Raw genomic sequence first — 12,194 nt, forward strand, 5'->3', positions numbered from 1 at the left:
GGCCTATCGTGGCTGCCTATAGTCGGGAGTATGCAGTTCCAGCAGCTCCGCTACTTCGCCGCGGTCGCCGATACCCGCAACTTCACCCGGGCGGCCGAGCTGACGCATGTCTCGCAGCCCTCGCTCTCCCAGCAGATCCGGGCCCTGGAGCGGGAGTTGGGCGCGGAGCTGTTCCACCGCACCCGGGGCAACATCGCGCTCACCGACGCCGGCGCCACCCTGCTGCCGCTCGCCCGCCGCATCCTCACCGACGCGGACAGCGCCCGGCTGGCCGTCCAGGAGGTGGTCCAACTGCGGCGCGGGCGAGTGCGGTTGGGGGCACCGCCGAGTCTGTGCGGAAGCCTGGTACCGGATGTGCTCACCGCCTTCCGGCGCGACTACCCCAATGTGGAGCTCGCGGTGCGGGAGGGCGGCTCGCAGGACCTGGTCGGCGCGCTGGGCGCCGGTGAGCTGGACCTCGCGCTGGTCATCGCCCCGCAGGCGGGCGAGGTGGTTCCGGCCCATCTCGCGGTCACCGAGCTGCTGCACGAGCAGCTGGTACTGGTCTCGGCGACGGAACTGCCGCGCCGGCGGATGCGGGTGGAGGAGCTGCGGGACCGTCCGCTGGTGATGTTCCGCAAGGGGTACGCGCTGCGGGAGAGTGCGCTGGCGGCCTGCCGGGCGGCCGGCTTCGAGCCGCGGTTCGCCGTGGAGGGCGGCGAGTTGGACGCGGTGCTCGGCTTCGTACGGGCCGGACTGGGCCCCGCGGTGGTCCCCGGTATGGTCGCCGACCGCTCCGGTCTCCACCTGGCCACCTTCGCCGGCCCCGGGCTCGGCCGCACCATCGCCCTGGCCCACGGCCGCGACCTCCCGCTCACCCGCGCCGCGGCCCAGCTGCGCGCCACCCTCCTCGACCACCTGCGCACCGCGGCCGCCCAGGGCTCCCTCCCCACGGGCACCCGGCTCCTCCCGACGGCGAAGTAGCTTCGCGGGCAGGCTGGTTGAGGCACGGGAGCGAAAGCGCCCCTGGACGTGCGAGAAGTCGCGCGAAGCCCGAGGGGGAGCCGCACCTGCCAGAGGCACGGCAAACGGCGATCAGCCCACTGCGACGGCGCAGTGGGCTGATTCGCGGTACTCCGTGTTCCCCGGAGGGCGTCAGTCGACGCAGGGGATGCCGCCCGCCTTCACGGCGGGGCCCTGCATCGGGAGGGTGGAGGCCGGGTCCGGCGTGTCGCTGCTGGACGGGGCGGAGGAGCTGTCCGAGCCGCTGCTTCCGGCCGCGTCGAGGCCGGTGCTGCTGGACGGCGGGGTGTACCCGGTGCCCAGGGTCACCACGATGTGGCCCGCGGGGACGGCGGAGGAGACGGTCGCGGTGACCCCGTAACGGGCCGCGACCTTCTCGGCGGCGCTCTTCTCCGCGGAGCCGCTGTACTGGACGGTGGTGGTCCTCGGGTGGCTGGACGCCTCGCCGGTCCGTCCGGCCTTGAGGCCCATCTCGGTGAGCGCCTTGGACTCGTTGGCCGCCGCCCTGGTCACCTTGGACGCGTTGTACACGTCCACCGTGCCCTTCAGCGAAGCGCCGGAGCCGGCGTCGTCCGCCGGAGTGGTGGTGGCCCCCGAGTCACCGCCGGAGCCGTCGGAACCGTCGGAGGAGGCGGGCACGGGCGCCGGGTCGTGGCCGAACAGCTGCTGGACGATCTTCTTGATCAGGTCCGGGTTGACGGTGTTGACGGCCTCGCCGCCGATCGTCTTGAAGCCGCTGATCGGCAGGGTGTTGAACTCGACGTTGCCACCGGTGAGGTTGGGCGCCTGCTGGGCGAAGTCCAGGATGTCCCACTGGTTGTCGATGACCACGTCCTTCTTCACCACGTCGAACAGCTTCTGCATCTGCCCGAGGTCGCCTATGACCCCGTTCTGCTTCAGCTTGTACTCGACGGAGGCGATGAAGGCCTGCTGCCGGTGGGTGCGGTCGAGGTCGCCGTTGGGCAGGTTGTGCCGCTGGCGGACGAAGGAGAGCGCGTCGGCCGCGTTCAGGTCGCTGTACCCGGCCGGGAGCTTGAGGCCGGTGCCACCGCCCTCGTGGGTCGCGGTACGGGAGATGATCGGGTCGTTGACCGGGTGGTTGAGGCAGACCCGGATCGGCTCCAGCGCCTTGGCGATGTCGTAGAAGCCGATCAGGTTGACCTCGGCGAAGTGGTCGATCGGGATGTCGAGGAACTTCTGCACGGTCTGGATGGTCGCCGAGCGACCGGCCTCCCGGCTCTGCCGCTCCAGCTCCGACTTGGACAGGCCCTTGTCCTGCAGCTTGGACTCGGCGGCGTCCTTGGCGATGCCGTACGCCTCCTTGATCTTGTGCATCTTCCCGTCCGCGCCGTACGTCTGGACGTAGTCGTCGCGCGGGATGGAGAGCGCCGTCACCTTGCCGCCGTTGGCGGGGATGTGCAGCACGATCAGGGAGTTGGTGTTGTAGCCGCCGATGTCGCTGCTGCTGCCGGCGTGCAGGTCGTTCTCCACCACGTCCGGCGGCAGGTCGTTGCCGTCCATGTCCTTGCGGCTGTCCAGGCCGATCAGCAGCAGGTTGACCGAGTTGTCGAGCTTCTTCGGCGCGTTCTTCTTCGCCTCGTCCAGCGCGCTGGAGGTGGTCAGCCCGTCCTGGAGGTCCTTGAGCGTGTACCAGGTGAAGCCGCTGGAGCCGAGCACCGCCACCGAGACGATGCAGGCGGCAGCCCGGCCGGCCATCAGCAGCGGCTTGGGCCGCCCGCCCTTCGGCTTCCGCGGCCGCGCCTGAACCTGCCTGCCCTCAGCCACGACGGCCCCTTCCCTCCCGCAGCCTGCGGACCACGATCATCAGCAGTGCGGCCAGCACGGCCGCCGTCATCACCGGGAAGGCGTGGGTCACCCAGCGCAGCGCCCCGCTGGCCAGGGCCTTGCCCGGGTACTTGTCCCCGTCGACGAGGTACTCGGTGCCGACGGCCACCGTCAGCACCACCACCGGCGCGGCGGTGGTCACCCACCACCAGCCGGCCCGGCTGCTGACCAGGGCGGCCAGCGCGGTGCCCAGCACCGCGCAGACCGCGAACACCACGCCGACCCCGGATCCGATCACCACGTCGACCAGGGCACCAAGCACCGGCAGTCCGAGCGCCGGGTAGACGGCGGGCAGCCGGCCCGCGGTCTCCCGCCGGGCACTCGCCGTACGGGTGCGGCCTCGTCCGTCGGCGTCCTCCGCCGGCCTACGGCCACCGGGGACGTGCCCGGCGGCCTCGTCGGGCCGCCACTGCGGAGCCGCACCGCTCCGCGCGGTGCCCTCGCCCGAGCGCCGCGCGGGCGGGACCGGGCGCTGACGCCGTACCTCCGCCTCGTCGTAGGGCGCACGCGCCCGTTGTCCCGCCATGCCCACACCCCTTGTTCGCTCGGCTGCCGCAATCACCTCGTCCTGCCTCGGCCCCTGGCCGATGCGGACGGGCAGCGGACGGGCAGCGGCAAGAACGCGAGTGCGCTCTTGTCACCTACCGGGACATGCAGCACCCGAACGCCGGTTCCAACGTTCGGGCCGCCCGGACGGGCTTCCCATTTACTTCTACAGACATGTAGAGAATGACCGAAGCATACAAAGGCACTCCCGCAAAGTCACCCGCAGGGGTGTAATCCATACACCACTCGTCTACGTGCAACGAGCGACGGCGGCAGCGGTGGCGGTACGACGCCCTGACCGCACCGGCTTTCGGGACACGGCCCGAGCCGCGCATCCGGCTGCGCACGGCCCCTGCCCGGCCCGGCGGCCAGTGGAACGGCCGCACCCGGATGTGCTCCCGGCGCACCGTGTACAGCATGTTCGGGTCAAGTCCGAACAGCGGAAGGGCTATCGACGCGATCGGGTCGGTGCGCACCGACGCACCGACACGCACACCATGCGGAGCACCGCACCGGACACCGGCGGCAGAACGTCCGGGCCGTCCAGGCCGGCACCGGCCCGCCCGGCGGCGCCCGGCACTTCACGGGCGCGCGCATCCGGCGATCGGCTCCGCCAAGTCGCCGGATCCACCGGCCATTTGGCGGGTACGAACAGATCTGCCGACCGGTCGGCCGTCGAACGGCCGCTGCGCAGAAGGGCGTTGAGGCCCGGGCCGAGTGGTGCGTGGACCTGTCCGGTGGAGGCGTACACCCTCAGGCCGCCTACGCCCTCGGCTTGCCTACGCCCTCAGCCTGGCGGCGGCGGGCCGGTGGTCGCTGGAGGTGGCGGGCAGGGTCCAGGCAGCGGCGGCGGGGATGTCGCGGGTGAGGATGTGGTCGATGCGGGCCAGCGGGAAGGCGGCCGGCCACGTGAACCCGAAGCCGCTGCCCGCGCTCTCCTGCGCGGACCTCAGACGGCTGGTGAGCGGCGCGAGCTCATGGTCGTCGGCGGCGGTGTTGAGGTCGCCCAGCAGCAGCACCTTGCGAAGCGGTTCCTCGTCCAGCGCCCGGCCGAGGGCCGCGAGGTTGCGGTCGCGCCGGCCGATGGCGAAGCCGGCAGGGGTGAGCCGGACGGAGGCGAGGTGGGCGACGTACACGGCCAACGGGCCACCGGGGCCCTGGACTTCGGCCCGCAGGGAGCGGCTCCAGCCCGGATCGATGGTCAGCCGCCGCGACTCGGTCACCGGGTAGCGGCTCCACAGCGCGACGGTGCCCACGTGGACCTGGTACGGCAGTTCGGGATCCAGCACCTGCCGGTAGACGGGCAGTGAGGCATCGGTGACCTCCTCCAGAGCGATGAGGTCAGGGGTGACGGCGAGCAGGGCGCGGGCAGTCCCCGCGGGGTCCGGATTGTCGGCGCTCACATTGTGGGTGACCACCGTGAGTTCGGCCCCGTGGCCCGGCGGCAGAGCACCGGACACGAACAGCGGCCCGAACACGACGGTCCACACCGCGGCCAGCGGCACGGCGGCGCAGGCCGGTACGGGCGCCCGGCGCAGCGCGGCGGCGAGCAGTACGGCCGGCACCACGAGGCCGCTCCAGGGCAGGACGCTCTCCCACAGGCTCCCCAGGCCTGCGCCCAGGCCCGGTATCCGCCGGTGGCCGGCCAGGGCGAGGGCGGTGAGCAGGGCGAGGGCGGCGGGTGTGCGGCCGCGCCGCCACGGGCCGGCCGCCCGCCGGCCGCGAACCCGGCCCCGGGCCGGCGGGGTCCGCCGGGGCCCCGGGGCAGGGTTCGCGGGTGGTGGCCCCGGGGCAGGTGGGGCGGGTCGGGGCCCCGGGTAAGGCGGGGCAGGTGGCGGCCCCGGGTAAGGCGGGGCAGGTGGCGGCCCCGGGTAAGGCGGGGCAGGTGGTGGCCCCGGGTAAGGCGGGGCGGGGCTGGGTCGGTGCGGTCGGGTCATGGCCGGTGTCCCTGGGTTCTGAGGCGGTCCGGGGAATTCGGGTGGGGATCATCTCCGCTACCCGGCGGCGTCCGGAAGCAGCTCGGGGCACGTCCCGCCCGGGGTGGTGCGCAGCTCGAAGTGCCAGATCTCGTTGGCGTACACCTGGCAGAGCCCGTACCGGGCACCGTGCTGGATCAGCCAGTAGTCGGCGTTGGTCGGGCCGACGTCCACCGCCTTGCCCGAGACGTGCGCCGACTTCTCCGGCGTGTTCACGAACTGCCTGGCCTTCTCCAGGCTCCCGTACTTCGCCACCGCCCGGTCCAGCAGCCGTTGCTGGTAGGTCTTGTTGCGCCAGCCGGAGGTGACGTTCATCTCGATGCCCTGGGCACGGGCGTCGCTAGCGGCCTGTCGGAGGGCGTCCAGCAGCGGACCGTCCAGGTTGCGCACTGCCGGGGCCTCGGTGTCGAACGGGCTCAGCGTCTTGCCGTCGGGGATCTCGCCGTCCGCCCCGGAGCCGGCGCTGCCCTTCGCACCGCTGGACGAGGAGGACGGCGGGGCGGTGGCCTTCAAGGACAGCATTGCCGCGCGCGGCGGATAGGCCGCATAGGCGCCGGCCACCATCAGCCCCAGCACCATCGCAGCCGCCCCTGCGATCCTGGCGCCCCGCCGTCCGCCCCACCCGGTGCGCCCCGTCTCCTGTGCCATCTGCTCCGTGCTGTCCATGCCTGCCTCCCGGTGAGTCCGTCGCTGCGCCGCGGCGGGCTACCGCAGCGACACCATTGGAGGCGGGACGGTGTTGCCGGGACGTATCCGCTGGCCGATACGTTTTCGATAGGCTCGTTCGTATCCAATGGACACCATGCGTCGGCAGCACCCCGCGGGCCGATGAAACCCGGGGGGACTGAACGGAGGAGAGCGCGTGCGGGTCCTGGTGGTGGAGGACGAGATCTACCTCGCCGAGGCGGTGCAGGCCGGCCTGCGGCTGGAAGCGATCGCCTGCGACATCGTCACCGACGGCGACGCCGCCCTGGAACGCCTCGCGGTCCACACCTACGACGCCGTCGTCCTGGACCGCGACATCCCCGGAACCCACGGGGACGACGTGTGCCGCGCCATCGTCCGCCAGGGGCTCGGCTGCCGCATCCTCATGCTCACCGCCGCCGCCCGCCTCAACGAGAAGGTCGCCGGATTCGAACTCGGCGCCGACGACTACCTGACCAAACCCTTCGATCTCGCCGAACTCGTCGTACGGCTGCGCTCGCTGGCCCGCCGCCCCGCGCAGGCCACGCCGCCCGTCCTGGAGTTCGCCGGACTGCGGCTGGACCCCTTCCGCCGCGAGGTCTACCGCGACGGGCGCCATGTCGCGCTCTCCCGCAAGCAGTTCGCCGTCCTGGAGGTCCTGATAACCGCGCGCGGCGGCGTCATCAGCGCCGAGGACCTGCTTGAGCGCGCATGGGACGAGAACGCCGACCCCTTCACCAACGCCGTCCGCATCACCATCTCCGGCCTGCGCAAACGCCTCGGCGACCCATGGGTGATCCAGACCGTGCCCGGCGTCGGCTACCGCCTCTCCGACGACAGCACCCCGGCATGAGCGCGGACACCGGAGCCGCCCGGCACCCCCGCGGCAACCGCCCCCGCCGCCTGACCGCCCGGATGCGGCTGACCCTCAGCTACACCCTCTTCGCCGTCATCGCGGGCACCCTCTGCCTCACGGTGGTCTACGTCGGCATGCGCTACATCCCCAACTACCCCCTGGTCTCCTCCAACCCCCGCTACCGCTCCGACGCCCCCTCCCGCTACGAGATCCTCCAGTCCCTGCTCACCGCCTCCGGCTACGCCCTGGCCGTGCTGACCGCCGTCGGCATGATCGGCGGCTGGCTGATCGCCGGCCGCGTCCTGCGCCCCCTCCAGGACCTCACGGACGCCGCCCACCGCGCCGCGAGCGGATCGCTGGAGCACCGCATCGCCCTCACCGGGCCCCGGGACGAGTTCACCGACCTCTCCGACGCCTTCGACGAGATGCTGGAACGCCTGCAGCGCTCCTTCGACGCCCAGCAGCGCTTCGCCGCCAACGCCTCCCACGAACTGCGCACCCCCCTGAGCATCACCCGCACCATGCTCCAGGTCGCCGCCGCCGACCCGGCCGGCCAGGACTGGACCCGGCTCCTCACCCGCCTCCAGGACACCAACCAGCGCGGCATCGAGATCAGCGAGGCCCTGCTCCAGCTGGCCGACCTCGGCCACACCCCACCCGAGCTGGAGAGCCTCGACCTCGCCGACACCACCAGGGACGCCCTCGCCGCCGTCCGGGACGAGGCCGCCGCCCTGGGCATCACCGTCACCGCCGACTGCCGGCCCGCCCCCGCCACCGGCAACCCCGTCCTGCTGCGGCAGACCGCCGTCAACCTGCTGCACAACGCGCTGCGCCACAACCTGCCCGCCGGCGGGTCCGTGACCGTCACCACCGGAGCCGACCCCGCCCGCCCCGACCGTGTCCTGCTCGCCGTCGCCAACACCGGCTCCCGGCTCGACCCCAAGACCGTCGCCACCTTCACGGAGCCGTTCCTGCGCGGCCGGGGCCGTATCGCCGAGGCCGGCTCCACCCGCCGCGGCCACGGCCTGGGCCTGGCCATCGTCGCCGCCATCACCGACAACCACCACGGCGAACTCCGCCTGGCCCCCGCTCCCGCCGGAGGCCTGCACGTCGAACTCGCCCTCCCCGCACGCTGACCACGTACGGCTCCGGCACGCGGTCGCGGAACGACAAGTGATCAGCCGTGCGCGGACAGCCGACCCGGTGGCACTCCCGTCCGCGCGCTGCCGCGCTCGCACCACCCGGGCGGCGCGGGGAGACCGTCTCCGTGAGGTTTACGTCCTCGGTTACTCCATCCAGCGGTACCCCCGCTGCGGAAATATGATGAATCCGGGGTTTTCGCCACGAGCCCAGCTCGGGCTGGGCCCGCCGCTGAGGCACCTCGGAGGGTCCATGGCCCGACACCGTCCCACCCGGCCCACCAGCGCCGACGACCTGCTCAACGAGCTCGGGCGGCTGACCGCCCAGGCACTGGAGCGGGCCGAACTCCAGCAGGCCCGGGTGGAACTCGCCGAAGCGCTGCAGCGCGAGCTTCTCCCGGGCGCCCTGCCCGAGCTGCCGGGCCTGCGGACCGCCGCCCGGTACCTGCCCGCCCGCGACGGCCTGGACGTCGGCGGCGACTGGTACGACGGGTTCTGGCTGCCCGACGGGACACTCGGGTTCTCCATCGGCGACGTCCAGGGCCACGACGTGGAGGCGGCCGCCTTCATGGGACAGGTCAGGATCGGACTGCGTGCGGTGGCCGCCAACTCGACCGACCCGGGCGAGGTGCTCAGCCGGGCCAACGACCTGCTGCTGTCGATGGACACCCGGCTCTTCGCCACCTGCACCTTCCTCCGCTTCGACCCGCTCACCTGGGAGCTGGCCCAGGCCCGGGCCGGCCACGTCCCGGCCGTCTGGGCCACCGCCGACGGCAGCACCTGCATCGCCCAGGACGAGGGCGGGCTGCCGCTCGGCATCGTGCCCGGCGAGGTGTACCCGGTGGCCAGGCGCCGGCTGTCGCGGGCCGGGGCGTTCGTACTGTTCACGGACGGGGTGATCGAGGGCCCGTCCTTCCCCATCGAGGAGGGGCTCGAGCGGGTGACGCAGACCGTACGGGCCCAGGTCGTCGGCCGGACCGGCGTCGACCCCGGTGGCCTCGCCGCCGAGGTGCTCAAGGTCGCCGACCTCACCGGCCACTCCGACGACGCCGCCGTCCTGGTCATCTGCCACGACGACCACGCCGACCCGCCCGCCTGAGCGCCCGCCCGCGACGGCACCGCGCCCGGGCACCCGTCCGCCCGGCACCCGGCTCCGCAGGCCCCGCCGGATACCCGCGGTGCGCGTGTCACGTACGGGCCCGGCTCCCGGACGTTGTCTGATGGCTGCTGTGGTGCGAAACGAGGAACTCCGGCGTCTGACCGTGGCAGGCCTCCAGAACATCGCCGTCGCCGCCCTCTACTTCACGAGCGGCCGGCTCGGCCTGCTGCGGAAGGTGGCGATCGCGGGGGCGGAGGTCACCCCGCTCTGGCCGCCCACCGGCATCGCCCTGACCGCCCTGCTCCTGCTGGGCCTGCGGATCTGGCCGGGGATCGCGCTCGGCGCCCTGCTGGTGACCGCGACGGTCAGCCCGCTGAACCTCACCGTCCTCGGGGTCGTCCCCGGGAACACCCTCGCTCCGGTCTGCGCCTTCCTGATGCTGCGCCGGGTCGGGTTCCGGGTCGAACTCGAGCGGCTGCGCGACGGGCTGGCGCTGGTCTTCCTGGGGGCGCTCACCGGGATGCTGATCAGCGCGACCGTGGGCCCCGGCGCCCTGGTCCTGCACGGCGACCTGCCGCCGAGCGGCTTCTGGCCCACCTGGTCGGCGTGGTGGACGGGCGACGCCATGGGCGTACTCGTGGTCACCCCGCTGCTGCTCGGGCTGCGCACCGCCGGGCTGCCCCGGGACCTCAGCCCGCGCCGGTGGATCGAACCGGCGGCCCTGCTGAGTGCCACCGCCCTGGTGTCGCTCCTGGTCACCCACACCACGCTCTCCCTGCTGTTCCTGGTCTTCCCGCTGCTCATCTGGGCCGCGCTGCGGTTCCAGCTGGCGGGGGCGGCGGCCTGCGTGCTGCTGGTCTCGGTCGTGACCGTGGTGGCCGCCACCGACAACGTCGGTCCCTTCGCCAGCCACCGCCTGCTCGGGACCATGGTCATCCTCCAGGCCCTCAACGGCTCCGCCGCCCTGACCACGCTGCTGCTGGCGGCCGTCGTCGCCGAACGCAGGAGCACCTACCGCAAGATCGAACAGGCCTGCATCGGGCTCGCCGAGGTGGTCGCCCGCCTCGCCCCCGGCGGCGACACCCCCCGCTGGCCGCCGTCCAAGGACTGAAGCGGCAGGCCCGGCACGAGCGGGCGCGCCTCGGGGACACGCGCACCCGCAACGGCTGCCAGTGCGCTGGCAGCCATCTGACAGCGCGGCGCGCGACGGTGTGCCACGCCGGTACGGCAGGTCGTAGCCGACGAGGCCGCGGCCGTCCCGGCAGGAGACCGAAAGGGCACCCGTTGACTTCCTCACCCCAGGCCGGCGGCCTGGCCGCACGCCTGTGCCGCCCCCTGCCCCGCCCCCTGCCCCGCTCAGCGCGCCGCACGAAGCGCCCCACCCCGGCCGCGCGCCGGGCCCGCGCCGCCGCAGCCGTCGCTGGCCTGATCGCGGCAACCCTCCCGACCGCCACCGCCACCGCGACGGCGGCGACCACCGCCACCGTCACCACGGCCGGCGCCCAGGTGCCCCGGCTGGACTGGCAGCCGTGCGCCGAGGGCTTCGAGTGCGCCACCGCCCGGGTTCCCCTCGACTACCGCGCACCGCGGGGCGCCACCATCGACATCGCGGTGATCAAGCACCCGGCGACCGACCCGACGCACCGGATCGGGTCGCTGTTCTACAACCCCGGCGGCCCCGGTGTGCCGGGCACCCAGGCGCTGCCGGCGATGACCTCGCTCTTCCCCGAGCAGCTGCGCGCCCGCTTCGACATCGTCAGCTTCGACCCGAGGGGCATCGGCGCGAGCACCACCACGCGCTGCTTCCCGGACAACGCGGCCGAGCAGCGGTTCTTCGCCGGCGTGCCCGAGGGCTTCCCGGTCGGACGCCCGCAGGAGCGGGCCTGGACCGACGCCTACGCGCGCTTCGGCCAGGAGTGCCTGCACAGCGCCCCGGCGCTGCTGCCGCACCTGTCCACCGCGAACGTCGCCCGGGACATGGACCTGCTCCGCCAGGCGGTCGGGGACCGGCAGCTCACCTACTACGGCGTCTCCTACGGCACCTACCTGGGCGCCACCTACGCCAACCTCTTCCCCGGCCGGGTGCGTTCGATGGTCCTGGACAGCGCCGTGGACCCGGTGGCCTGGTCCACCGGGCGCGGCGGCCAGGCCGATCAGCTGGGCTCCTTCCTGCGGACCGGTACCGACCTGGCCGCCGACCGCACCCTGAACGCCTTCCTCGACCAGTGCGGCCAGGCCGGGCCCCGGGCCTGCGCCTTCGCCGCCCCCGGCGCCACCGCGACCCGGGCCAAGTTCGCCACCCTGCTCCAGCGCCTGCGGCAGCGGCCGGTCACCCTCGACACCCCGATGGGGGCGATGCCCTTCAGCTACGCGTCCACGGTGGAGAGCACACTGATGCAGCTGTACGCGGCCGCCCCGGTGGCGAACCTGGCGGCCGGCTGGCCGGGGCTCGGGCAGCAGCTCCAACAGCTCTGGACCGCATCCACCGCGCCCGCCACCCCCGCCGCCACCGCCCCCGCCGCGCCGACCGCCGCCCCCGCGACCGGCGGCTACCAGGGGAAGGAGCAGTCCCTCGGTGTGATGTGCGCGGACAGCGCCGACCCGCGCTCCACCTCCGGCTATCCGGCGCAGGCCGCCCTCGCCCGGGCCAGGTCCGGCGACCTCGGTTCGTACTTCGCCTGGGCCGCGGAGCCCTGTGCCACCTGGCCGGCCCGCGACCGCGACCGGTACGACGGCCCGTGGAACCGCCCGACCGCCAACCCGGTCCTCGTCCTGGCCAACACCGGCGACCCGGCCTGGCCCTACCAGGGTTCCCAGGCCATGTCCCGGACCCTGGCCCGGGCCCGCCTGCTGACCGTGGACGGCTACGGCCACACCGTCATGGCCAACCCCAGCGCCTGTGCCGCCGCCCATGAGGTCCGCTACCTCGTCGACGGCGTCCTGCCCCCGTCCGGCACGGTCTGCGAGCCCGACCACCGGCCCTTCGAGGGCGCTGCCCACTGACCGGGCACCGGGCCCGCCCCGACCGGCCCGACCGGCCCGACCGG

The 12,194-nt window shown here is 73.5% G+C and carries 10 protein-coding genes; 6 read left to right on the top strand and 4 right to left on the bottom strand.

The window, feature by feature from the left end:
* The first annotated feature begins 30 nt into the window (after positions 1 to 30).
* On the top strand, positions 31 to 963 hold the full coding sequence (locus tag ACSMTC_RS18515) for a LysR family transcriptional regulator (RefSeq protein ID WP_436560806.1): 933 nt from the start codon (positions 31 to 33) through the stop codon (positions 961 to 963).
* A gap of 171 nt (positions 964 to 1,134) precedes the next feature.
* On the opposite strand, the gene ACSMTC_RS18520 is transcribed toward ACSMTC_RS18515, so the two are convergent.
* The 4 genes from ACSMTC_RS18520 to ACSMTC_RS18535 form a co-directional block, all read right to left on the bottom strand.
* Complete coding sequence (locus ACSMTC_RS18520) at positions 1,135 to 2,787, bottom strand: LCP family protein (RefSeq protein WP_436560807.1); 1,653 nt, start codon at positions 2,785 to 2,787, stop codon at positions 1,135 to 1,137.
* The gene (locus ACSMTC_RS18525; protein ID WP_436560808.1) at positions 2,780 to 3,373 is read right to left on the bottom strand and encodes a DUF6542 domain-containing protein; all 594 of its coding nucleotides are present in this window, start codon (positions 3,371 to 3,373) and stop codon (positions 2,780 to 2,782) included. Before ACSMTC_RS18525 ends, ACSMTC_RS18520 begins: the two co-directional genes overlap by 8 nt.
* Before the next feature lie 799 nt (positions 3,374 to 4,172).
* Positions 4,173 to 4,961, bottom strand: coding sequence for an endonuclease/exonuclease/phosphatase family protein (locus ACSMTC_RS18530; RefSeq protein WP_436560809.1), 789 nt, complete (start codon positions 4,959 to 4,961; stop codon positions 4,173 to 4,175).
* A gap of 426 nt (positions 4,962 to 5,387) precedes the next feature.
* On the bottom strand, positions 5,388 to 6,035 hold the full coding sequence (locus ACSMTC_RS18535; protein WP_436560810.1) for a M15 family metallopeptidase: 648 nt from the start codon (positions 6,033 to 6,035) through the stop codon (positions 5,388 to 5,390).
* Positions 6,036 to 6,231: 196 nt separating this feature from the next.
* Here ACSMTC_RS18535 and ACSMTC_RS18540 point away from each other — a divergent pair, with 196 nt between their 5' ends.
* From ACSMTC_RS18540 to ACSMTC_RS18560, 5 genes are all read left to right on the top strand, one after another.
* Positions 6,232 to 6,906 carry a response regulator transcription factor gene (locus tag ACSMTC_RS18540; RefSeq protein ID WP_436560811.1) on the top strand — a complete coding sequence of 225 codons (675 nt, stop codon included), beginning with the start codon at positions 6,232 to 6,234 and terminating at the stop codon, positions 6,904 to 6,906.
* Positions 6,903 to 8,045, top strand: a complete 1,143-nt coding sequence (locus tag ACSMTC_RS18545) for a sensor histidine kinase (RefSeq protein WP_436560812.1) — start codon at positions 6,903 to 6,905, stop codon at positions 8,043 to 8,045. Before ACSMTC_RS18540 ends, ACSMTC_RS18545 begins: the two co-directional genes overlap by 4 nt.
* Before the next feature lie 256 nt (positions 8,046 to 8,301).
* On the top strand, positions 8,302 to 9,147 hold the full coding sequence (locus ACSMTC_RS18550; RefSeq protein WP_436560813.1) for a PP2C family protein-serine/threonine phosphatase: 846 nt from the start codon (positions 8,302 to 8,304) through the stop codon (positions 9,145 to 9,147).
* Positions 9,148 to 9,277: 130 nt separating this feature from the next.
* On the top strand, positions 9,278 to 10,258 hold the full coding sequence (locus ACSMTC_RS18555) for an MASE1 domain-containing protein (protein ID WP_436560814.1): 981 nt from the start codon (positions 9,278 to 9,280) through the stop codon (positions 10,256 to 10,258).
* Between the two features lie 173 nt (positions 10,259 to 10,431).
* On the top strand, positions 10,432 to 12,150 hold the full coding sequence (locus tag ACSMTC_RS18560; protein ID WP_436560815.1) for an alpha/beta hydrolase: 1,719 nt from the start codon (positions 10,432 to 10,434) through the stop codon (positions 12,148 to 12,150).
* The last annotated feature ends 44 nt before the right edge of the window (positions 12,151 to 12,194 follow it).

Source organism: Kitasatospora sp. HPM-01-4 (genome assembly GCF_051374625.1).
In the GTDB taxonomy this organism is placed as follows: domain Bacteria; phylum Actinomycetota; class Actinomycetes; order Streptomycetales; family Streptomycetaceae; genus Kitasatospora.

Bases quoted from the DNA above. Each gene is read 5' to 3' on its own strand.
- ACSMTC_RS18515 (WP_436560806.1), top strand. From the start codon at position 31: ATGCAGTTCCAGCAGCTCCGCTACTTCGCCGCGGTCGCCGATACCCGC.
- ACSMTC_RS18525 (WP_436560808.1), bottom strand. From the start codon at position 3,373: ATGGCGGGACAACGGGCGCGTGCGCCCTACGACGAGGCGGAGGTACGG.
- ACSMTC_RS18535 (WP_436560810.1), bottom strand. From the start codon at position 6,035: ATGGACAGCACGGAGCAGATGGCACAGGAGACGGGGCGCACCGGGTGG.
- ACSMTC_RS18545 (WP_436560812.1), top strand. From the start codon at position 6,903: ATGAGCGCGGACACCGGAGCCGCCCGGCACCCCCGCGGCAACCGCCCC.
- ACSMTC_RS18550 (WP_436560813.1), top strand. From the start codon at position 8,302: ATGGCCCGACACCGTCCCACCCGGCCCACCAGCGCCGACGACCTGCTC.